Raw genomic sequence first — 24,944 nt, forward strand, 5'->3', positions numbered from 1 at the left:
TTTATTATAACATGATGTCATTACAATCACTTAATGATTTACTTACAACCTTATATAATGATTATTTATTATTTTGTAAAAACTTTTCAATATAAAAAGCTGATTCTTCAATTGATTTATACTCAGTATTAATCACTGTAGCATTTAATTTTTTAAATACTTCTTCTGCATAACTGAGTTCTTCTTTTATACGATTTAAATTATTATATTGAGACGCTTTTGACAAACCTAATGTTTCAGCACGACTTTTTCGTATATTTGCAATATACTGTGGACTTGCAGTTAATCCAAATACTTGTAACCCTTTTTGCTTAAAAACACTGTCTGGAATACTAACTTCAGGTACTAAAGGAATGTTTGCTATTTTGTATCCTTTATTCGCTAAATACATACTTAATGGTGTCTTTGAAGTACGCGATACCCCTACAATCAATGCATCCGCTTCACCTATATCAGAAAAATGCTTACCATCATCATATTTAACTGAATATTCAATGGCTTCAATACGCTTAAAATAAGCTTCATTTAACTTTCTTAATGCACCACTTTCCATCAATGGTTTTTCACCTGTCACGTGTTCAACAATGCTAATTAAATCAGACATATAATCTACATATGGGATATCATGTTCTCTAGCAAATTCGTGACCAAGTGCATTAAATGATTCACTTACTAATGTCGTAGCTACTATTGCGTTGTGTTCTTTCGCTAAATTTAATATATTTAAAAATTCTTCCTCATCTTTAATATAAGGAAATTTTTTTATTTCTACATTATTTAAATCTGGAAACTGGGTTAAGGTTGCATGAATCATACGTTGAGCAGTTTCTCCAATTGAATCTGAAACAATAAACAATTTTAAATTATGTGCTTGTGACTCGACTTCATTCATTTTTGATTACTCACTTTCCTCCACTTGACTCTGAGCAGTCGCTAAAATTGCTCCTGGAATTCGGAATGGTGAACATGATACATAATCAATTGATAAGTGATTGAAATAATGAATAGATTTTGCATCTCCACCTAATTCACCACATACACCAATCTTTATATTTTCGTTCACTTTCTTTGCCTGTTTAACTGCCATTTCAATTAGTTTTCCAACACCATCTTTATCTAATGTTTGGAACGGGTCAAGTTTCAATATATTTCTTTCAGTATACACATTTATAAACTTCCCTGCATCATCTCTAGAAAAACCAAATGACAATTGTGTTAAATCGTTCGTACCAAAGCTGAAGAAATCACAATGTTTTGCTAATTCGTCTGAAACAAGACATGCACGAGGCGTTTCGATCATTGTTCCCATTAAGTAATCTACGCTTTTCTGATGTTGTTTTTCTAATTGGGTAATCGTCTTAACAAGGTTTTCTTTTAAAGTGGTAAATTCTTCTACTGTAGACACTAACGGAATCATAATTTCTGGTTTACACTGAATGCCTTCTTCTTTTAATTTAAATACACTTTCAATAATCGCTTCTACTTGCATTTCATATAACTCAGGGTATGTGATTGCTAAACGACAACCACGATGTCCAAGCATTGGATTCACTTCGTTTAAATCCACAATGCGTTTATCTAATGTTTCCTTCGGTATATTTAATTGCTTCGCAACATTCGCAATATCTTCTTCAGAATGTGGTAAGAACTCATGCAATGGCGGATCAAGTAAACGCACTATTGTAGGATGTTCACCTGATAATTTAAAAATTTCTTTAAAGTCTTCTATTTGATATTGTTTAATATGATTCAGTGCTTCGAGACGATCTTCACGAGATGATGATAAGATGAAACGTCTCATCTCTACTAGTCGCTCAGCTCCAAAGAACATATGCTCTGTACGTACTAATCCGATGCCTTTAGCACCAAATTGATAACCTACTTTAATATCTTGAGGTGTTTCTGCATTCATACGTACTTTTAAACGAGCTGTTTTTTCTGACCACTCCATAAATTGATTAAATGACTCACTATGCTCAGCATTGACTGTTTTAATCTCACCTAAATAAATGTCACCTTCTGAACCATCAACTGAAACCATATCTCCTTCATGTAGTGTTTGATCGCCATAGTATACCGTCTTAGCACTCGTATTAATTTCTAAATCAGAACATCCTGTCACACAACATTTACCCATTCCACGAGCTACAACTGCTGCATGAGACGTCATGCCACCATGTGTGGTTACAATCGCTTCACTTGCAATCATACCTTCAATATCTTCAGGAGACGTTTCTGGTCTCATCAAGATCACCTTTTTACCTTGCTCTGATTGTACTTTCGCCTCTTCAGCAGTAAATACAATTTGACCTGTTGCAGCACCTGGGCTCGCTGGCAATCCCATTTTAGATACAACTGTTGCTTCTTTTAATGAAGACTCATCGAAATTAGGATGTAAAAGTTGATCAATTGATTTTACTTCAACTTTTCTCATTGCTTCTTTTTTAGTAATAATGCCTTCATTCACTAAATCTACAGCAATTTGAATAGCCGCACGTGCTGTACGTTTACCATTACGAGTTTGGAGTAAATATAATTGTCCATTTTCAATTGTAAATTCAATATCTTGCATATCTTTATAATGTTTTTCTAATTGTTTTGTCACATCTACAAATTCTTGATGAACCTCTGGCATTTGATCATGTAATGTTGAGATATCTTTAGGTGTACGAATACCTGCAACAACATCTTCTCCTTGCGCATTAAGCAAATATTCACCAAATAATTTATTTTCGCCAGTCACTGGATTACGTGTAAAAGCAACGCCTGTCCCACTATTATCTCCACTATTACCGAAAACCATTTCTTGGATATTTACTGCTGTACCAATGTCATGTGGAATATCATTTAAATCGCGGTAAATACGAGCACGATCATTATCCCAAGATTTAAATACAGCTTCTATAGCTTCTTCCAGTTGTTTCAAAGGCTCTTGTGGGAAAGGTTGATGTACTTCTTCTACATATATCTCTTTAAAGCGCTTACAAATTTCTTTTAAGCCATCTGCACTAATGGCAGCGTCATTCTCAAAATGGTGTTGTTTTTTATACTGTTCGAAATATGTATCAAATGCTTGCATAGGCACACTATATACGACTTCACCAAACATTTGTAATAAACGACGATAACAGTCATAAGCAAAACGTTTATCCCCAGTTTTTTCAGCTAATTTTTCTACATTCTCATCATTTAAACCCAAGTTTAATATTGTATCCATCATTCCTGGCATAGAAATTTTTGCACCACTTCTTACAGAAACAAGCAATAAATTCGTATCAGAAGAGAAGATTTTTCCGGTTCTCTCTGAAAATGAAGCCAAGTGATCAATTAATTCTGTTTTGATGTCAGTAGATAATGACTTACCTTGTTTTAAATACTCAATACATGCTGTTGTGGTAATGGTGAAACCATCTGGTACAGGTAAACCTAAGCGTTTCATTTCAGATAGATTGGCTCCTTTACCTCCCAATACATCTCTCATTGATTTTTGTCCTTCATCAAAAGCATAAATATATTTAGTCATTATAAGTCACCTCAAATTTTTATTATGTCATACTAATTATTTAAAAGTATGTCATAATAATACGTGAAATACAATTAAAATTATCTTTATTTTTAATTTTTCTAAATATAGACATATTTTCAATATTGATGCTATCTGATACATTAGTATTCTCAGGATTAAAAATCAGCATAAAAAACACTGATAAATTAGTGACATACTAATTTATCAGTGTGATGAATATGATTATTTATTTTGAGGGTTGTTATGTTTTGTGCGTTCAGCTTCGCGTAATTCAACACGACGAATTTTGCCAGAGTTTGTTTTTGGTAAATCTTCTACAAATTCAATCGCCCGTGGATATTTATATGGTGCGACTACTTTTTTAGAGAAAGTTTGTAACTCTTTCACTAAATCATCACTTGGTTTATAGCCCTCTTTTAAAATAATAAATGCTTTAACAATATTGCCACGAATTGGATGTGGACTTGCTACAACTGCACATTCTTTTACCGATTCATGATTTGTGAGTGCATCTTCAACTTCGAAAGGTCCAATAGTATAGCCAGAACTAATAATAATATCGTCACGGCGACCTTCAAACCAGAAATAGCCATCTTCATCGATATGTGCTAAATCTCCAGTAATATAATAATCTCCTGCATGTGCATCTTTTGTACGTTTCTCATCTTTAAAGTAACCTTTAAATAATCCAGGAAAATCAAGTGGTAATGCTATATTACCTTTTACATTTGTATCCACTTTGTTTCCCTCATCATCAACAACTGCTACACGACTACCAGGAATTGCTTTACCCATAGAACCAGGACGTTGTTCTGTATCTTTTAAGAAACCAATTAATAACGTACTTTCTGTTTGTCCATATCCGTCGCGCACTGTTAAATTAAAATGTTTACGGAATTGTTCAACGACTTCTCTATTTAATGGTTCCCCTGCAGATACTGCACTGTGTAAATGATCTAAATTGTATTTATCTAAGTTATCTAATTTTGCCATCATACGGTATTCTGTTGGTGTACAACAAAGCACATTAATTTTAAATTTTTGTAATAATGATAAATAACGGGAAGGATTAAATTTACCATTATACACAAATGCTGTCGCTCCTGATCCCATAATAGATAGGAATGGACTCCATACCCATTTTTGCCAACCAGGTGCAGCTGTTGCCCACACTAAGTCATCTTCTTTTATAGCTAACCAATGTTCAGGTGCCATTTTCATATGAGCATATCCCCAACCATGAGAATGTGTAACAGCTTTTGGATTACCTGTAGTTCCAGAAGTATAAGATAAAATAGCAACATCATCTCTTGTTGTATTGGCTGTGTCTAATTCATCACTTTGCTTTACTTTTTCATCTTCAATACTAATCCAATTCTCTTCATTTCCATTAATAACAAATTTTGTTAATTCATGATATTCTTTAATGTCTCTAAATTCTTCTATAAAGTCAGCTAATGCAATAACTGCATTAATTTCTCCATGCGTAATACGATATTGTAAATCTTTTGTTCTTAACATTTCAGAACTCGGGATAATTGCAATACCTAATTTTAATGCTGCAATATAAAGTTCATACGTGATGATAGCACGTGGCATCATGATTAACACTTTATCGCCTTTTTTTAGTCCATGGTTTAATAATACATGTCCTACTTTATTAGCATTTTTAATTAATTCAGAGTATGTCACACTAATGGGTTCTTCTACACCATTTTCATAAATAATTGCTTGTTTATTTTGATTTGAAGCATGTTTTTCTATTTCAAATACAATATTATATATCTCTGGTGCTAATAAATTTAAATGATTCATTACTTTACTTTCCTTCCAATTTTTAAATCTTCATCGTTCATAAAATCATACATCTTAATTTCATGCAATTCTACGCGGTATTTGTTTTAAATATAAAAAAGATTAAGTTTCTATACCAGTATATTACTTTTTTAGAAACTTAATCTTTGAATATTAAACATATTATCTATATCAATACTCGTTTCTAAATTAGCAAGTTCTATTCTTACATTATAAGATAAATCGCGATTAACTATTTTATTATCGACACCTTGTTTAGTGCCTCTTTTTTTATGCGTTTTACCATAAGCGTCTGAACTTTGCCAATCATAGAACGATTGTCGATCTTTCCATAACGTCAAAATAATATAATGACGATGCTTAGTTTGAGGACGTAAAAAACGTAAAGCTTTGAATCCTGGCACATCTTGTAAATATTTAGTGCGCTTTAAAAATTTAGATTCAAATTGAGGTTCATTACCTTCATTAACAAACAAGTGATTTAAAACACACATTGAATCGTTTGTTAACTCATTTATTGACTCAAGTACTGTATATAATTGAACATCATTATTTTTTTCGATAGACATCGTTTGATCTTCTTTTTCTTCTATGACATATGTTTTATAACTATCAGTTAAAGTCATTTCTTTGTTCCTTCATTTCTTAACTAGCTTTAAGCTATCATTTTTTATTTTTGCTATTCACATCTATCTTCCTTCATATAACGAAAGGGAACGTTTAACAATTTCTAAGCATTCATGATCTAACATCGACATCTTAGAAAAGTAATCAAGTATATTTTCAGCAAGATATTCATGTTTTGGAAAATCTTGGTCTTGATTTATCCATGATGCAAGTTCACCTAATGGGGTCTTATCATCAATAAATCCTTGCATAAAATCATAGAAACTCATCAACTCACCCCAATATCTAAATATAGAATAATACTATCATGACACATTCTTTAATACTAGAATATCATCTCGACTTCTACTTTAAAAATGTAAATTGATTTCTTATAAATATATAGTATGACTGCTTATTCAATAGTTAGATAGTTTAATACCACAGCACCTACTGCTTCTGCTGCAACTAACATACTTGATTCATCAATCGTAAATTTAGGATGATGATGTGGATATGCTTTACCCTTTCTAGGTTTTGCTCCAGAATATATAAAAGTACTTGGCAATGTTTTAGCATAAAAAGCGAAATCCTCAGATGGCGGTTGAGGTTCACATATTTCTACGCCTTTAACATCAGCTAATTTTGACTGTTTAATTGTTTCTGCAACATATTCAGTAAAGTCAGGATCATTATACAATGCAGGATAATCTTTACTAAATGTAAACTCACAATTTACACCAAATGTTTCTTCCAAACCGTGAACCATTTGTTTTAAAGCCGTTTCAATACGATCACGTGTAGCATCTGTCAAAGCGCGAACGTCACCTTCAATGGTTACTTTATCTTTAATCACATTAAATTGACCTTTACCATCAAATGATCCAATTGTGACGACACCCGTTTCAAATGGATTAAGACGACGTGAGACCACTGTTTGAGCGGTAGTAACGAAATGAGCTCCCGCTACAATCGCATCATTTGCAGTATGCGGAGAAGAACCATGTCCTCCTTCACCTTTTACAATTAATTTAAAGTAAGAACGTCCTGTTTGAACGTTACCCTTATGATAATAGACTTTACCAGGCGCCATATTCGTCATCACATGGGTACCTAAAACATGGTCCACGCCATCCAATACGCCATCTTCAATCATACCTTTAGCTCCACCAGGTGGCATTTCTTCAGCGGGTTGATGAATAACAATTACTTTGCCACTGAACTGAGATTTCATTTCTATCAATGTTTCTGCCAAAATAAGCATATATGCTGTATGTGCATCATGTCCACACGCATGCATGACTCCCTCGTTTTTAGAAGCAAATGATACACCAGTATCTTCTTGAATGGGAAGCGCATCAAAATCTGCTCGAATAGCAATCGTTTTCCCAGGTTTACCACTATCTATCGTTACTTTTACACCATTTTGTCCTATATTTGTTTCTACCTTACAATCTTTATCTTTATAAAAATTAGCAATATATTTGGGTGTCTCAGTTTCATGAAATGATAGCTCAGGATATTCATGTAAATGTCTGCGAACCTCGATCATACGTTTTTCCTTATCTTGTAAACGTTGCACTAAATCTTTAATCATTTCATTTCACTCCTTCTCTTTCATTCATTATATGCCTTTACGTATTAAAAATGTTGTAGAAGGGGATATTTAAAATAAAAAGGTCAGAATCATCTTTGATTCCAACCCTTATTTCATATAACTATTTTATTAATGTTTATAGTATGGATCGAATTCCATTGCTCCAGCGTTTTCATCACTCACACCATGTTTATAGTAATCAACATATTGTGGTTCTAATGGTTTTTTACCACGAATGATATCAGCTGCTTTTTCAGCGAGCATTAAAACTGGTGCATGAATATTACCATTAGTAGTGCGAGGCATAGCAGACGCATCAACAACACGTAAATTTTCCATACCATGTACTTTCATAGTTAATGGATCTACAACTGCCATTGGATCTGACGCTGGCCCCATTTTAGCACTACAAGAAGGATGTAAAGCAGTTTCGCCATCTTTACGTACCCAATCAAGAATGTCTTCATCTGTTTGTACAGATGGTCCTGGTGAGATTTCACCGCCATTATATGGATCCATCGCAGGTTGAGATAGAATATTACGTGCAACTCGAATTGCTTCAACCCATTCTTGTTTATCTTCTTTTGTTGATAAATAATTGAATACAATACTTGGTTTTTCAAATGGATCTTTTGATTTAATTTTTAAACTACCACGTGAATTTGAATACATAGGACCAACATGTACTTGATACCCATGCGCCACTGGTGCTTTTTGACCATCATATCTTACAGCAATCGGTAAGAAATGGAACATTAAATTTGGATATGCAACTTGATTGTTAGATCTAACAAAAGCGCCACCTTCAAAGTGGTTTGAAGCTGCTGCACCTTTACGTGCAAATATCCATTGTAATCCAATCCAAGGCATACGTTTTACATCTAAGCTTGGTTGTAGTGAAACTGGCTGCTTACATTTATGTTGAATATATACTTCTAAATGGTCTTCGAAGTTTTCTCCAACACCAGGTAAGTGCATGCGTGGTTCTATACCTTTAGATTTTAAGAATTCAGAATCACCGATACCAGACAATTGCAATAACTGAGGTGTATTAAATGCACCACCTGAAAGAATCACTTCACCGGCATTTACAGTATGAAGTTTACCATTACGTTTAAATGTTACACCTGTAGCTTTCTTACCTTCAAAATGTATTTTAGTAACAAATGCACGTGTTTTAACTGTTAAATTCTTACGCTTCATTGCAGGACGTAAATAGGCACGTGAAGCTGAAACACGACGACCATTATGTACTTGGCTATCAAATGGACCAAAGCCTTCTTGTCTATATCCATTGACGTCGTTTGTTTTATGATAACCTGCTTCAACACCTGCATCGAAGAATGATTTAAATAATGGATTTGTGGCTGGCCCACGTTTTAATTTAATCGGACCATCATGTCCTCTATATTTATCATATGGCGCAGCTCCAAATGTTTTTTCTAGTTTTTTAAAATAAGGTAAACAATGTGCAAAATCCCAAGTTTCCATTCCTTCTGGTTCAGCCCAGCCTTCATAATCCATTGGATTACCACGTTGATAAATCATGCCATTAATTGAACTTGAACCACCTAATACTTTACCTCGAGCATGGTCTACCTTACGTCCCATATGCGGTTCTTCTTCAGTTTGGTATCTCCAATCGTAAAATGGATTTCCTGAAGGAAACATCAATGCTGCAGGCATTTGTATAAATAAATCCCATGGATAATCACTACGTCCTGCCTCTAGTACAAGTACTTCTTTATTTTTATCTTCTGACAAACGATTTCCTAATACTGATCCAGCGCTTCCTCCACCAATAATTACGTAATCATATGATTGATTTTTACTCATATATTGTCGTCCTCCCCTAAAAATATAAATCTTCTATTTAAATACAATTTAGTTTAATTTGATACATCTTTATACTTCAAAATAAATGGACCGTAAAATAATACGCCTACGGTCCTTTATAGTTAAATTGTAAAAGTTATTTACTAAAGAAATTTACAGGTTCTGGATTTCTATTTGTAAGAATATGTTTAGAGATTAAATATTCTTCTAATCCTTCTTTACCTAACTCACGTCCAATACCAGATTGTTTATAACCACCCCATGGCGCTTGAGCGAAGTAAGGATGGAAGTCATTAATCCAAACTGTGCCTAGTTTTAATTTATTAGCTACACGTTGTGCTTTTCCTATATCTTTAGAAAATACTGCACCTGCTAAACCATAAATTGAATCATTAGCGAGTGCAATCGCTTCTTCTTCATTATCGAACCCTTCTACTGTAACAACAGGACCAAATACTTCTTCTTGAACAATTCTCATATGAGTATCGCAATTAGTGATTACAGTTGGTTCAAAGAATAAACCATCTTTTAAATCTTCATCGTCTGGACGTTTCCCACCGATAGCAATGGTTGCACCATCATCTTTAGCAACTTTCATGTATTTTTCAATTTTATCTCGATGTTCTGGAGAAATCACTGGACCCATTTCTGTATCACTATCAAATCCATTACCTAATTTAATTTTTCCAACACGTTCAATTAATGCTTTTTCAAATTTATCTTTAATATCGTTATGCACTAAAATTCTTGAACCTGCTGAACAAACTTGACCTGCATGGAAATATCCGCCATTTAATGCTTGATCTACAGCTAATTCAAAATCAGCATCATCAAAAATAATATTTGGATTCTTTCCGCCAAGCTCTAATGCAATATTAGTTACATGATTTGCAGCATTCTTCATAATGTGTTTACCAGTTTCAATTCCACCCGTAAATGATACTAAATCAACTTCTTTATGACCTGATAATGTATCTCCTACTTCTTCACCACTACTTAATATTAGGTTGATAACCCCTTTAGGGAATCCAACTTCTTCCATTAATTCAAATACACGAATTGTTGTTAATGGCGTAATTTCACTTGGTTTCATTACTAATGAGCAACCAGTTGCTAATGCAGGTGCAATTTTCCATGAAGCTTGTAATAATGGATAATTCCAAGGCGTAATTTGTGTAACTACACCTACAGGTTCTTTGACAAGTTTACTTTCAGTGTTAGGTATTGGAGAATCAATAATTTCTCCTCCGTCTTTATCCGCCAAACCTGCAAAATAATTAAACACATTTGCAATATCATCCATATCTGCATAAGATTCCTCTAATGTTTTACCGGTATCTAACGTTTCTAATTTGGCTAATTCATCACGATTTTCTGTAATTTTATCAGCAATTGCTCTTACTTTTTTACCTCTGACTTCACTTGTTTCTTGTGACCACTCACCATTTTCAAATGAACGACGTGCTGCTAAAATAGCCTGTTCTGCATCTTCCTTAGTCCCTTCAGTAACAGTAAAAATCACTTCTTGATTATATGGATTAATAATATCTCTAGTATTTTTGTTAGCGCTCTCTACCCATTCACCATTGATATATTGGCGATTAGACAATGCTTTTACAAGTTCCATCATACTACCTCCGTTAAGTTTGTTAAATTTTTATTTAACGAATTTTACAAAAGTAGCGTATCATACTTTTTAAGTCATTGCAAAAAGCATCTTTATATATTTTTATATCATTTTAAATATTGTGGGAATTAAAATTGAGTTTTGAAACTCTTAAGAAAAAATCATATAATGAGTGAGAATGTAAAATTTGTGTTAATATTTCACATCTTATGAAGGTTAAAATAAGTGAGGTGCAATATGAACAATTCTTATAATATTAATCAAAAAATAGAGGAAGCGAAAGATTTAGTTATCAACTCAATTGGTGAAACCATGGATTTATATGGTACAAATCGTAGTGTTGGTAATCTTTACGGTACGATGGTTTTTGAAGGTAGTATGACGCTTGATGAAATGCGTGAACATTTGCAAATGAGCAAACCTAGTATGAGTGCGGGTGTAAAAAAATTGCAAGAATACGATATCGTTAAGCAACAATTTACCCGTGGCAGTCGAAAACAGCATTTTATAGCCGAGAAAGATTTTTTTAATTTTTTTCGAAACTTTTTCACACAAAAATGGGAACGTGAAATCGATACAAATTTAGAAGCGACGAAAAAAGCAGAAAACATTCTTCAAAACATAATACAAACTAATAATTTAAGTGAAGAAGAAAAAGAAAAAATAGATAGTATACAATCCCAATTGAACCACACAAAATTATATTATAAATGGTTAGAAAATTTAATCTCTGCGATTGAATCTGGAGACATTTTCGAACATTATCCTATACCAAAAGAAGAAGATTTATAACTTAATTCAATATCAATATGATTCAAAAATCCTCAGAAATTAGATTTATTATCTAATTTCTGAGGATTTTTAAATGTACTATCATTTTTTACATTATAAATTATCGTCTTCAGGGTCTGATTTAACTTGAACAATACGAAGTGAACGTCGTTCTACTTCTTTTAGTTTATCTGCTCTTGTTTCCAGTTTAATCCGATCTTTATTAAGTGTGATAATAAAGGATATCATCATAAACGTAAATATAAATAGAAGTGGTACACTTGCTAATAATGAAGCAGTCTTTAACACTTCAAGAGCTCGTTCTCCACCAACTAACATAAGGGAGAAAGGTAATAGACATAAAGCGAAAGCCCAGAATAAACGATTCGCTTTTAATGGTTCCCCTATTACCTTCTTCTGAGAAGCAGCTGCTAAAATATAAGAACCTGAATCAAAAGTCGTTGCTAAGAATAAGAATGCAGATATTAAGAACAACACTATAATTAAAGAACCCATTGGCAATTGGTGCATAACTTCTATAATTGTTGCTTCAGTACTATGTTTATTTAAAAAATCAACAACATTAAACTGTCCACTAATTTGTAAATAAACGGCATAGTTACCAAAAATACCAAAGAATAAGACACATCCCAATGTACCATAAGCAATTGTTCCTAATATGACTTCTTTGAGACGACGACCTTTTGAAATTCGAGCAATAAATAAACCAATAAATGGCGCATATACAAGCCACCATGACCAATAAAATATCGTCCAATCTTGAGGGAAATTTGTTTCTTTACGGTTTCTAATTCCACCAAATGGCTCCATCCATGTTGCCATATGGAAGAAATCTCGCATCATATTCCCAAAGCCAGTTAAAGTGGTTTCCATAATAAAGATTGTTGGACCTACAATAAATACAAATGCAAGTAGTAAGAATGATAACCATACGTTAATATCACTTAATTTTTGTATTCCTTTTTTTAAACCAGTATAAGAACTAATTGCAAAAATGACTGTGATTGTGAAAAGTATAATTGAGCGAATAACCATATTGTCTCCATCTATACCTGTTAATCGTTCAATTCCAGAAGAAATTAATGGCACACCTAATGCTAAAGAGGTTGCCGCTCCTCCTAATAGTCCAAATATAAATAAGATATCTACTAATTTACCTAAAAATTTATCAGTTTGTCCTTTAAGTACTGGACGACAAGCTTGACTAATTTTATATACTGGTTGTTTCTTTACAAATACTAAATAGCCAATAGGCAAAGCTGGTAATACATAAATTGCCCATGCAATAGGTCCCCAATGAAACATACCATATTGCGTTGCATATGTAAGCGCCTCATCAGTCATTCCTTTAGCTCCATTTGGAGGTACCTGATAATAAAAGGCCCATTCGATAACACCCCAATAAAGAATATCTGAACCAATACCTGCACAAAATAGCATTGCAGCCCAACTAAAATTATTGAATTCAGGTTTATCACTTGCTTTTCCTAAAGTCACATTACCATATCGGCCGAAAGCAATATAGAGTACAAAGGATAAAACAGCTAAACCTATAAATAAGTAAACAGATCCTATCGAGTTAGAAATAGCACTATTTATATCAGTAATAACTTTCTCACTTGCACTTGGAAAGACCATCATAGGTATAACTGCTGCAAGTAAGACAATAACAGTACCTATAAAGGTGGGCCAATCCATTATTTTTTCTTTTTTCAACTAAGATCCTCCTTTGAATATTATATGTACGACTTATAATGTATTTACGTGAATGAACCACATGATGACAATATCTAAAATTAAATAAAAATGCAAATTACATTCATAAAATCATTTGAGCAAAACTGAATATTTATATATTTTATTCCATTGAAACTATCGAAAAATTTAACTATATCAATAGTGTTAAATTAAAAATAAACGTTTTAAACAAATATTAAATTATAAACATTGAATTTTTATTCACTTTTAATGAATATATATTTTTTTGAAATTCTCTGTTTTAAATTAAAAATAAGAGAAGAATGCAATTCATAATAGAATTCACATTCTTCTCTTCAATATTCAAAAAGGCACAAAAGGTCTTCTCAATCTATTAAATTTTCATGAAACTTTACATCGTTTATATGACTAATACTCTATTATAAACTAATATCCTAATATTGTTTTTATTATAAAACCAACAATAACTGAAATACCTATTGCAAAGAATCCTGGAATAATAAAGCTTGTAGGTCGTGTACGTCCTGTTTCATCTAAATTAACTGCGAATAATAACGTGGGTTGCGCAGGTATAACAAAGTTAACATTTAATGTTTGTACCATTGCTACAAAATACATGGGTGGAATTCCCATACTCATGACGATAGGTACCATAATCGATGCTGTTGCTGTTTGTGAAATAACAATCATCGCTACTACAGCTACAAGAATAATCACAAGCCAGGGCATATGTTGAATCGTTTTGCCAACATCATTTTGTATGATATGTAAATTATGAGGTGCGTTAAATACTGTCGCACCTAACCAACCAGGTCCGAGTACTGCAAATAATGCACCAATAGCAGATTGTGTAATATTTGAAGAGAGAATATCACTCGTATTCACTTTTAACATCAATAAATTAATTGCTGCACTTAAATACATAAAGAATTGTACAATCTCTGTCATTGATACAGTGACATCTTTTCCATTGACATTAAACGAAGGCATGAATTGAGGAAAAATACCAAATGTAAGAATACCAAACACACATAAAATAAATGCTAAAACACCTATCTTTACTCTAGTAGAAAAAGCATGATTTACTTCAACGTCAGGTGTATGGGCAATTTCACTTTCAGTAATTGTATTTTTACGTCCTACAAACGTACAAAATATACTTAACATAAACATAGTGATTAATGATGTAGGTAAGACGATACTCAAATATTGACCCATTGAAATGTCATGACCTGCAAGTACTGAAATAATATAGGCTGTTGCGGATGCAGCTGGACTACAAAGTAAAGCCAAATTAGCAGTTAATACTGAAGCAATGAGTGGTCGCTTAGGTTGGATTTTAGCTTTTACTGCGGTTTGAGCAATAATAGGTTCTAGTGATAAAGCAATGTTTGCAGTCCCTACTCCAAATACGAAGACAAATACAATCATCGGTGCAATAAAAATAATTGATTTTGGAAATCGTTCAATGATTTTCGAAGCAAGATAGACAAGATAATCAATTCCGCCTGTAACTTGTAACGTTCCTCCAGCTATACCAATTGCCAGAATAATTAGGACTGCTGTAACAGGGGCAGAACCAGGAGGAAGTTGAAAACCAAATATCATAATCAGTTGGGCCACAATAGCAAAAATACCACAGCCTAAAGCACCTGCTGTGCGCAATCCTAGCATAATGGCTACAATCATTATGATAATTTCTACTATAAACAGTAGCATTATAATAACTCCTAACTTTAAATAATTCATGTGAATTTTTTAACATATCTATTTTATCACTTTTATTTGTTAAAAGTATATAATTGCATAAAGTTAATTAATATAAATATTTTGATAAGAAAAAACCTTTAAAAATCAAACGGATTCTTAAAGGTTTATGAATATTTATTGTTTTTTATCATCTTCGTTGAGTGATGCACGACCTTCTTCATCATATGCTACGTCATCATCGGTATGGCCTTTTGCCATTTTAAGATTTTTCTCAATACGTGCTTCTTCTTCTTTTTTAGAACGACTTCTATAAAAGCGTTCCTCAAAAAGAGAACCCCAAATGAGGCCAACTATGACGCCAATCGTAATTACCACAATTGCGATCACTAGGATCCATTGAAGTACTCCTAACGCCATTGTGAATCACCACCTTTATATTTGAACACTATAAGAATTAGTAGTTATATATTTCCCTTTATAAAGCGATTTAAATCATATTAAATGCGATTTTTAAAAATAAAAAAAGAGCAAGGTAGAATTCGTTTTGAATTCATATACTTGCTCTTTTAAATAACATTATTGTTTAAATAATTTATTTCCTTAAATTATGAAATGTAATTGTATGAACTTGCTTGACTTGCTGAAATTGTACGTGTAGATACTACACCTACGCCTTGATAGTTCATTTCAGATACTGTAACAGAACCATCACTATTTACATTTTCAACATATGCAACGTGACCATAACCACCTTGAGTTGTTTGCATCACAGCACCTGCTTTAGGTGTATTGTTTACAGTATAACCAGATTGCGCTGCTGCGTTAGCCCAGTTATTTGCATTACCCCAAGTGTTACCGATTGAACCACCAACTTTATCATATACATAATACGTACATTGACCCCAAGTATAGTAATTCGCACCTGAATTTGTTTTACCTGAAAATGCTTGAGTCGAAGCAGTTGATTGTGTTCTTGGTGCACTTTGAGTTGTAACTTTTACATTACTATTTGATGTTGATGCAGTGTTAGCGCCTAATCCACCTGTCGTATTATTAGTTGTATAAGATTGATTATTGTTAGTAGATGTTTGATTATTGTTTGTTGTATATGAATAATTACTATTGTAATTATAGCTATTATTACTGTAATTATTATTATAGTTAGATTGACTATGATTTGAATCATTAGTGTGATTTAAACGATCAGGACTCCAATTACCTTTCCATGTGTAATGATAGTTGCCTTGTTGATCAATTGTATAAGAGTAGCTATATGAAGTTGGATCATTAGGATTATATCCATTATTTTCCGCTGCATGTGCGTCATGATGCGCAAATCCAACTGTAGCGATTCCGGCTGTGGCGATAGTTACTGTAGCGATTTTTTTCATAATTAAATATCCTCCTAGAAATTTAAAACATTCTTCCTTTATTTATCACGTGGCTACTTTCAAATGACATCTCAATATTAAATTACTTCGAATTATTTTTACTCGTTAATTAACGACAAGATATACTTTATCAGATAAACAAGCGTTTGTGGGTGTTGTTAATACCTTGTAATTGAATCATAATAATACGACGGTTTTTGTAATTAAACCTCTCTTTTATTACATCATTCAAAATGCTTTATTATCAGCCCTTTTATCAATTTAATCAACAGTGTCATTACAGACGGTGTAATATATCTGATTATTTTAAATATGTTTTATTTCATAAAATAAGGGAATATTATCTATTATTTTCAAGAATTTATAGCAAAAAACGAGTGAGACAACATTCACTTTGAATTCGTTATCTCACTCGTTTGGTTATTCATTAAATATATTTGTGTTCTTTTAAGTAATTAAGAATATGTTCAACTGATTCATCTATACTTTGTATTTCAGTATTAATAGTTATTTCAGGATGTTTTGGCGCTTCATAAGGCGCACTAATTCCTGTAAATTCTTTAATTTCACCTGAACGTGCTTTTTCATATAAACCTTTAGGGTCTCGTTTCTCACATTCTTCTACACTACACTCCGTATATACTTCAATGAATTCTCCGTCTTCTAGAATATCACGTACTTCATCACGATCTTCTCTATATGGAGAAATAAATGCAGTAATTGCAATTGTTCCCGCATCTACAAGCAATTTACTTACTTCACCGATGCGACGAATATTTTCTTTACGGTCTTCTGGGCTAAAACCTAAATTTTTATTTAAACCGTGACGGACATTATCGCCATCTAATCGATATGAATGTTTACCTTTTTCAAATAGAGCCTTTTCAAGTGCCACAGAGATTGTTGACTTACCAGAACCAGATAACCCTGTAAACCAAATGACAGCACTTTTATGACCATTTTGATGTTGTCTATCTTCTTTAGTTACTTCTGAATCATGCCATGTAATATTTGTTGATTGACTCATTTTATATACTCCCCCAAATTACTTTTGTCTTAATCCTTTAATTAATACTTCTGCAACTTCAGGTCTTGAGAATTCTTTTGGTAATGATTCACCATTACGTAATTTTTCTCTTACTTTTGTACCACTTAAATGTACATGGTCTGATGCATCATGTGGACACGTTTTAGCTGTAGCCATATTGCTACATTTTTTACAGTAAAATGCATGTTCAAATTTTAAAATATGGATATCTAATTCATCTTCAAATTGAGAGATAAGTTCTTGTGCTTCATAAGTACCATAATAATCACCCACACCTGCGTGATCACGTCCAACAATAAAGTGTGTACAACCATAATTTTTACGAACTGTAGCATGTAAAATTGCTTCACGTGGACCTGCATAACGCATCGCTGCGGGATAGATAACTAAACGTGCTCTATCTTTAGGAAAGTAATTTTTCAAGATAGCTTGATAACTTTCCATACGGACATCTGCAGGGATATCATCCGCTTTAGTTTCGCCAACTAAAGGATTTAATAATAAACCATCTACAATTTCTAATGCAGATTTTTGAATATATTCATGTGCACGGTGGACAGGATTACGTGTTTGGAATCCGACTACTGTTTTCCACCCTAAGTCTTTGAACAATTGGCGTGTTTCAGCAGGATCTAAATGATAATCTGAAAATTCATCATGTTTAGGACGATTTACTAATTGAATAGGACCTGCTAAATAAACGTTCCCTTTTTCATATACTTTTTTGACACCTGGATGAGCTTCTTCAGTCGTACCGTAGACATTTTGAGCTTCTTTTTCTTTATCATACGTATATTTTTCTTCAAGTTTTAAAGTACCATAAAGTACTCCATCTTCACCATATAAAGCAATATCATCACCAATATTAAATTCATTCGCTTGTGTCTCAGTGACAGGTAAAGTGATAGGAATACTCCATACTAGTCCATTTTCAAGATGTGTATCTTCAACAACTTTTTTATAATCCGCTTCTCCCATAAATCCAGTAAGTGGACTAAAACCACCAATAGCGATTAATTCTAAATCTGAAATTGACCAAGGATTTAAAGTTAAGGATTTAAAAGTGTTCGCTTTTTCAATTAATGCTTCTCTTTCCTTTCCTTCTACAACTCGATTAATTAACTCTCCACCATGTGGCTTAATTGTATAATTGATAATATCTTCATTTGTTGTCATCATTGATAACCCCTTTTCTAATTATTTTGATTAGTTTACTCGGCTTTATTTATAAGAAAAAGACAATTTTTTGTTACGAATAATAGTAATAATAACTAATACAATAATCGCACAAATAATTGCGAATCGAATAACATTTGTCACTGTAGTGTCTTTGATGAAATACGTCATTAAAGCATTACTATTTGTAAAAATAATAAGGCCACCTACACAAATTGCTAAAATATTAATGGGTAATATTTTAGTTAAATAGGCTGAAATGGGGGCGGCAATCATACCGCCTATACTTAATGCAATGACAAACCACCAATTAATTTGAGTAAATCCTAAAAAGATAATAAAACTTAATGATGTTGAAAGTGTTACAAAAAATTCACTTGCAGACACTGTACCAATGGCATAGCGTGGTTGAATTTTATGGCTTGCAAGTAACAACGGTGTATTGACTGGTCCCCAGCCTCCACCACCAATAGCATCTAGAAAACCAGCAACGGCTCCTTGTGGAACAAGTTTCACACTACTAAGTGTTCCTACATGTGTATGAAAGTCTTTGTGACGTTTAAATAAGAACTGATACAAAATATAAAAACCCATTGAAAGTAAGAATAGTGCTATATAAGGTTTAATATAGTCACCATGTATTTGAGTTAATAATGCTGCACCGATAAATCCACTGATCGATCCTGGTATTGCAAGTTTCAACATGGTTGGCTTATGTACATTTTCAAATTTCCAATGTGATGTACCAGATGCAGCAGTCGTTGCTATTTCTGAAAAATGTACCGTTGCTGAAACAATCGCAGGTGCTATTCCGTATGTTAATAATATGGATGATGAGGAGGCACCGAATCCCATTCCGAGTGATCCATCAACAAGTTGTGCTAAAAATCCAGCTAATGCAAATATAAACAATTTTCTCATATATCACATATCCCTTCATACCTAAACTTGTAAATGAAGCCATCGTGTGAATTCTCGTTGCTTAACCTCATCTAAATACTCATCAGATAAAATGTGTTGTAATAAATCCTGTTTCCTAGATGGCTCGATTGATAATCGTTTAATTAGTTGTCTACTTTCATATAAAAAATCAATATACATTTCATATGATTCATCGTACATATCGCTTATTCTTGAAATAATTTTTTTATTCAATTTAGGACTTGCCCCATTGGTTGACACGCTAATAGAAAGTTTTCCACGTTTTAAAATACTTGGAATCGTAACATTTCCAACTTGGGCTTTCGAAGCATGATTACATAATGCATAATGAGGAACACTTTCTAACACTTTTGTATTGACGTCGTTATTATTTGTGGCAATCACTACAAGATCGGCATGTTCAACATCTTGTGGCTCAAATTCTTTTTGGCTCCAAGTGATCATTTCGTTATCTAATAGTTCTTTTAAAGTTGTTGAAATAATAGGACTAACAATATGAACATCATCACAATATTCGATTAAAGTTGAAGCTCGTTTCGTTGCAACTTTCCCGCCACCTACTATGACAATCGATTTCTGGCTTAAATCAATCATGAGCGGCATATGATTCATATTGTCGTCCTCCTATATTAGATATTTTTCAAATTATGGTAATGTCATTTCAACATCTGATATTTGTTCTTTAAACCAGCTAATTTTTTGACGCATATTTACCACATCACCAATCACAATCATTGCAGGATTTTTGATTTCAGATGCACGTTGTACAATGCTACCTAATGTCCCAGTGACTGTTTTTTGAGAAACGGTTGTCCCTAAATGTACTAGCGCTACAGGTGTATCTACTGACTTACCATGACGCACTAATAGTTCACAAATTTCAGGCAAACGTTTTACACCCATATAAATACACAATGTTTCAGGACCATGCGCTAAATGTTCCCAATATGCTTCTTTCGTCATACCTGGTTTATTCACCGCTGTAACAAACGCAACTGATGAACTATAATCTCTGTGAGTAACAGGAATTCCTGCATAAGCAGGAGCTGCAATTCCTGATGTAATACCAGGAACAATTTCAAATGGAATTTGATTATCCGCTAATATCTCTGCTTCTTCACCACCACGTCCAAAAACGAAAGGATCACCACCCTTTAATCGTGTAATGGTGTGACCTTTTTTCGCTAAATTCACTAACATCCGATTTGTTTCCTCTTGTGGCAATGAATGTTTATTTGGATCTTTACCACAATAGAAAAACTTTGTGTTGGGTTTTGCAAAATCTAAAATGTCCTTGTTCACTAAGCGGTCATATAAAATCACATCTGACGCTTGAATCGCTTTCATACCTTTTACAGTTATTAAATCAGGATCACCAGGTCCTGCACCTACAAGATAAACCTTTCCCATCTTATCACCCCGTTCGCCTTCTATTTCTTTAAACATTAGCTGTGAAAATCTCTACCATCATGAACTTTAGCTACTACACCCGAACGAATAACGAAGTCTCCGAAATGTTCACCTTCGAGACGTGATTTTCCATAATCCATTAAAATTGGACGTAAGCTTTCGAGAATTTCTTTTTCATCGATGTTTTCTTTATATAGTTTATTTAAGCGATCACCGTTAAAGCTTCCACCTAAATACATATTATATTTGCCAGGTGCTTTACCAATAAATGCAATCTCAGCTAATGCAGGTCTTGCACATCCATTAGGACAACCTGTCATACGTATAGTAATCTCTTCTTCACTAACACCAGCTTCATCTAATAAATCTTCAATTTTAGATAATAGCGTTGGTAAATAACGTTCTGATTCAGCCATTGCTAAACCACAAGTTGGAAATGCTACACAAGCCATTGAATTACGTCTTAAACCACTATAATTTTTACCATCAGTTAAACCGTATTTATCAATAAGAGATTGAATATCTGCTTTTTTCTCTTCAGTTACATTAGCAATAATTAAATTTTGGTTTGGAGATAATCTAAAATCACCCGTATGTGTTTCTGCAATTTCTCTTAACGCCGTTTTTAACTTATAGTCTTCTGTATCTTTTACACGTCCATTTTGAATGAATAATGTATAATTCCATACACCTTTTTCACCTTCAATCCAACCTAAACGATCGCCATTATGTTCAAATTTAAATTCGCGAGCTTCACTGATTTCCCAGCCTAGACGTGTATTTAATTCTTTAACAATATTATCTACACCAAAACGATCTACTGTATATTTAAAACGTGCATTTTTACGATTTGAACGATTACCAAGATCACGTTGAATTGTAAGTAATGCTTCACATACATCTATGACTTTATCTTTAGGAATAAATCCAGCAATGCGTCCTACTTGAGGGTATGTATCTGGATTACCATGCGTCATACCCATGCCACCACCAATAGCCACATTAAATCCAACGAGTTCATCATTTTCTACAATTGCAATTAAACCAATATCTTGTGAAAATACATCAATATCGTTTGATGGTGGTACGGCAATACCAATTTTAAATTTACGTGGTAAATATTTTTCCCCGTACATTGGCTCCACTTCTTCTTTAGAATCAAGCACTTTCTCTCCATCTAACCAAATTTCATGATAGGCATTCGTTTTAGGTAATAAATGATCACTAATGGCTGTAGCATAATCAAGTATTTCTTTATTAATATTTGATTGATATGGATTTGGGTTACACATCGTATTACGATTGACATCCCCACATGCTGCAATCGTATCTAACACTGATTCATTAATTTTTTTCATAGATGATTTTAAATTTCGTTTTAAAATACCATGAAATTGGAAAGTTTGACGTGTTGTGAGTTTCAATGTATGATTCGCATAATTATTAGAAATATCATCCATTGCAATCCATTGCTCAGGTGTTGCTTTACCTCCAGGTAGTCGCACACGAATCATGAAAGCATATGCAGGTTCTAATTTTTGTTTACGACGTTCATCACGTACATCTCGGTCATCTTGTTGATAACTCCCATGAAACTTAAGTAATTTAGTATCGTCATCAGAAATGGCACCAGTTAAAGGATCTGCTAAGCCTTCTTCAATCGTACCGCGTAAATAATTACTTTCAGTTTTTAAATGTTCTAACGCATCAAGGTTTTCATTTAACTCATCAGCAATTTGTTTAATCGTTTTAGCCATTCACTCTCCACCCTTTCTTTAGTACACGTCACGTTGATAACGTTTATCTTTTTTCATTTGTTTTAAGTAGCTTTCAGCATCTTCTTCAGTTAAATTTTGTTCTTTCACTAATACATTGCGAATAGCTTGATGTACATCTTTAGCCATATTTTTTTCATCACCACAAATATAGATCGATGCACCTTTTTCTAGCCACTCATTAAATTCTTTACTATGTTCAGCAATGCGATGTTGTACATATACTTTTTGATCTGTATCACGTGAGAAAGCGACATTCATTTTTTCAAGAACACCATCTTTTAACCATTCTTGCCATTCTGTTTGATATAAGAAATCAGTAGTAAAGTGTTGATCGCCGAAGAATAACCACGTATTACCTTTATAACCATATTCTTCACGTTCTTGCATATGTGCTCTAAATGGTGCAATGCCTGTACCAGGTCCTATCATAATGACAGGTGTATCTCCATCTTTAGGGAATTTAAAGTTTGGATTACGTTTAAGATAAATTGGAACAGTATCTCCTGGTTGAATACGTTCAGCAAATTGAACAGAACATACACCTGAACGATCTCTACCGTGTGTGTTATATCTTACTGCACCAACCGTAATGTGAACTTCATCAGGTAATGATTGATAACTACTTGATATAGAATATTCTCTAGGAGGTAATTTTCTAAGAATTTGATATAAATCTTCAGGTTCTAATTCTTCAGGTGGGAAATCATTGAGTAAATCAATAAAATCTCTACCTTCAATATAATTTTGTATCCACTCATTATCTTGAACTTTGTCTTCTAACGCTTCATTATCAAAATATGCTGCTGCATTTTGAAGTAATGGTTTCGTTAATTTTGTAATTTCAAAGTAAGATGTTAATGCTTCTTCTAATGAAATCGTATCTCCATCTTCTGAGATTTGAATTTGATGGCCCGGATCCCATCCTAATGTACTCATCAGTAATTCAACTAAAGCTGGATCATTTTGTGGTAAAACGACTAAGCAATCCCCTACTTCATATTCTTCACCAAAATTATCTAATAAGAATTCAATATGACGTGTTTCTTTATTAGATCCTCTACCATTTAAATTAATATTTTCTAATACTTCAGCTTGGTATGGATTCGCCTTTGAGTATTTTTTTTCTTTCGCAGATTTAATTGATTCACTTACAACTTGTTCACTTTGTGTACCTTCAGGTGCTGACTCAATAGTATTAATGACATTAGCCATCCATTTTTCGGCATCTTCTTCATAATCAACATCACAATCAACACGTTCATATAATCGTTCGGCCCCAAGTTCTTCAAGTTTTTTATCAAAATCTCTACCTGTTTGGCAGAAGAATTCATAGGTTTGATCACCTAATGCAAGTACTGAAAATCTTACTCCTTCTAATTTAGGGGCTTTTCTACCATGAATAAATTCATGTAATTCGGCTGCATTATCCGGTGGATCTCCTTCACCTTGTGTGGAAGTAATAATAAATAAATCTTCGACATTTTTAAGATTTTTAGGTTTAAATTCATCCATTGCTTTTAACGTTACATTATGTCCAATATTTGAAAGACGTTCTTCAAATATTTCTGCTAAACCTTGTGCATTTCCTGTTTCTGAACCATATAATAATGTAATCGCACGTTTTTCAGGTTGAATTGTTGGTTCATTTTGTTGAAGCATTGTTTCAGTATCCTTTGAAACAGCTCCTATTTGTGAACCTTGTGTCTCAGATGTTCCTGATGTAAGTTGCTGATTTGCAACTAAATAGCCACTTAGCCATACTTTTTGTTCTGGCGTAAGTGTCTGTAATAATTCATTAATTTGTGTGGCTTGTCCTTCAGTAAAAGGACTATTGGTAACACTTAGATTCAATTCATCCACCTCTATCATTTCAATCTTTATTTTATTTAAAATACTTACTATCTCTATATTATGTAATCTATATTCGACTTTCCAGTAAAAATCGAATATAGAATATTTTTAAATCCTTAT

At 33.1% G+C, this 24,944-nt stretch carries 20 protein-coding genes; 1 reads left to right on the forward strand and 19 read right to left on the reverse strand.

Translation table 11 applies throughout. From position 1 onward, the window contains the following. Positions 1–61 precede the first annotated feature (61 nt). From HMPREF2953_RS09480 to betB, 8 genes are all read right to left on the reverse strand, one after another. Entirely contained in the window at positions 62–892 is an 831-nt protein-coding gene (locus tag HMPREF2953_RS09480) for a pyruvate, water dikinase regulatory protein (RefSeq protein ID WP_002449455.1), read from the reverse strand. 6 nt (positions 893–898) lie between these two features. Continuing rightward, complete coding sequence (gene ppdK / locus HMPREF2953_RS09485; RefSeq protein WP_070673048.1) at positions 899–3,523, reverse strand: pyruvate, phosphate dikinase; 2,625 nt, start codon at positions 3,521–3,523, stop codon at positions 899–901. Between the two features lie 225 nt (positions 3,524–3,748). Beyond that, a complete protein-coding gene (gene mbcS / locus HMPREF2953_RS09490) occupies positions 3,749–5,341 on the reverse strand; it encodes an acyl-CoA synthetase MbcS (protein ID WP_070673049.1) in 1,593 nt (530 codons plus the stop codon). A 131-nt stretch (positions 5,342–5,472) separates the two neighbouring features. Continuing rightward, positions 5,473–5,967, reverse strand: a complete 495-nt coding sequence (locus tag HMPREF2953_RS09495) for an antibiotic biosynthesis monooxygenase family protein (protein ID WP_002454796.1) — start codon at positions 5,965–5,967, stop codon at positions 5,473–5,475. A 63-nt stretch (positions 5,968–6,030) separates the two neighbouring features. Continuing rightward, complete coding sequence (locus HMPREF2953_RS09500) at positions 6,031–6,237, reverse strand: sterile alpha motif-like domain-containing protein (RefSeq protein ID WP_002449386.1); 207 nt, start codon at positions 6,235–6,237, stop codon at positions 6,031–6,033. Between the two features lie 125 nt (positions 6,238–6,362). After that, on the reverse strand, positions 6,363–7,544 hold the full coding sequence (locus HMPREF2953_RS09505) for an amidohydrolase (protein ID WP_070673052.1): 1,182 nt from the start codon (positions 7,542–7,544) through the stop codon (positions 6,363–6,365). Between the two features lie 129 nt (positions 7,545–7,673). Further along, complete coding sequence (gene betA, locus HMPREF2953_RS09510; protein WP_049334798.1) at positions 7,674–9,380, reverse strand: choline dehydrogenase; 1,707 nt, start codon at positions 9,378–9,380, stop codon at positions 7,674–7,676. A 136-nt stretch (positions 9,381–9,516) separates the two neighbouring features. Further along, positions 9,517–11,007, reverse strand: a complete 1,491-nt coding sequence (betB, locus tag HMPREF2953_RS09515) for a betaine-aldehyde dehydrogenase (RefSeq protein ID WP_002449244.1) — start codon at positions 11,005–11,007, stop codon at positions 9,517–9,519. A 237-nt stretch (positions 11,008–11,244) separates the two neighbouring features. On the opposite strand from betB, the gene HMPREF2953_RS09520 reads away from it, so the two are divergent. Continuing rightward, complete coding sequence (locus tag HMPREF2953_RS09520) at positions 11,245–11,799, forward strand: choline uptake/conversion transcriptional regulator CudC (RefSeq protein WP_070673053.1); 555 nt, start codon at positions 11,245–11,247, stop codon at positions 11,797–11,799. 93 nt (positions 11,800–11,892) lie between these two features. Here HMPREF2953_RS09520 and HMPREF2953_RS09525 read toward each other — a convergent pair whose 3' ends face one another. The 11 genes from HMPREF2953_RS09525 to HMPREF2953_RS09575 form a co-directional block, all read right to left on the reverse strand. After that, the gene (locus HMPREF2953_RS09525; protein ID WP_019835179.1) at positions 11,893–13,515 is read right to left on the reverse strand and encodes a BCCT family transporter; all 1,623 of its coding nucleotides are present in this window, start codon (positions 13,513–13,515) and stop codon (positions 11,893–11,895) included. Between the two features lie 429 nt (positions 13,516–13,944). Next, a complete protein-coding gene (locus HMPREF2953_RS09530; protein ID WP_070673055.1) occupies positions 13,945–15,237 on the reverse strand; it encodes an anaerobic C4-dicarboxylate transporter family protein in 1,293 nt (430 codons plus the stop codon). A 165-nt stretch (positions 15,238–15,402) separates the two neighbouring features. Next, positions 15,403–15,645: a hypothetical protein gene (locus tag HMPREF2953_RS09535; protein WP_049334802.1), complete on the reverse strand. Its 243-nt coding sequence runs from the start codon at positions 15,643–15,645 to the stop codon at positions 15,403–15,405. A gap of 188 nt (positions 15,646–15,833) precedes the next feature. Next, on the reverse strand, positions 15,834–16,619 hold the full coding sequence (locus tag HMPREF2953_RS09540; protein ID WP_002449208.1) for a CHAP domain-containing protein: 786 nt from the start codon (positions 16,617–16,619) through the stop codon (positions 15,834–15,836). A gap of 427 nt (positions 16,620–17,046) precedes the next feature. Beyond that, positions 17,047–17,646: an adenylyl-sulfate kinase gene (gene cysC, locus HMPREF2953_RS09545; RefSeq protein WP_070673057.1), complete on the reverse strand. Its 600-nt coding sequence runs from the start codon at positions 17,644–17,646 to the stop codon at positions 17,047–17,049. An 18-nt stretch (positions 17,647–17,664) separates the two neighbouring features. Continuing rightward, positions 17,665–18,843 carry a sulfate adenylyltransferase gene (sat, locus tag HMPREF2953_RS09550; RefSeq protein WP_070673059.1) on the reverse strand — a complete coding sequence of 393 codons (1,179 nt, stop codon included), beginning with the start codon at positions 18,841–18,843 and terminating at the stop codon, positions 17,665–17,667. A 45-nt stretch (positions 18,844–18,888) separates the two neighbouring features. Further along, positions 18,889–19,764, reverse strand: coding sequence for a sulfite exporter TauE/SafE family protein (locus HMPREF2953_RS09555; RefSeq protein WP_070673061.1), 876 nt, complete (start codon positions 19,762–19,764; stop codon positions 18,889–18,891). A 21-nt stretch (positions 19,765–19,785) separates the two neighbouring features. Next, positions 19,786–20,397 (reverse strand): NAD(P)-binding protein, encoded by a 612-nt coding sequence (locus HMPREF2953_RS09560; RefSeq protein ID WP_019835186.1) that lies wholly within the window; start codon positions 20,395–20,397, stop codon positions 19,786–19,788. A gap of 33 nt (positions 20,398–20,430) precedes the next feature. After that, entirely contained in the window at positions 20,431–21,195 is a 765-nt protein-coding gene (gene cobA / locus HMPREF2953_RS09565; RefSeq protein ID WP_070673421.1) for a uroporphyrinogen-III C-methyltransferase, read from the reverse strand. Positions 21,196–21,230: 35 nt separating this feature from the next. Continuing rightward, on the reverse strand, positions 21,231–22,952 hold the full coding sequence (gene cysI, locus HMPREF2953_RS09570) for an assimilatory sulfite reductase (NADPH) hemoprotein subunit (protein WP_049334804.1): 1,722 nt from the start codon (positions 22,950–22,952) through the stop codon (positions 21,231–21,233). A gap of 18 nt (positions 22,953–22,970) precedes the next feature. Then, positions 22,971–24,824, reverse strand: a complete 1,854-nt coding sequence (locus tag HMPREF2953_RS09575) for an assimilatory sulfite reductase (NADPH) flavoprotein subunit (RefSeq protein WP_070673063.1) — start codon at positions 24,822–24,824, stop codon at positions 22,971–22,973. Between the last annotated feature and the right edge of the window lie 120 nt (positions 24,825–24,944).

It is taken from the genome of Staphylococcus sp. HMSC072E01, assembly GCF_001814125.1.
GTDB lineage: Bacteria > Bacillota > Bacilli > Staphylococcales > Staphylococcaceae > Staphylococcus > Staphylococcus hominis.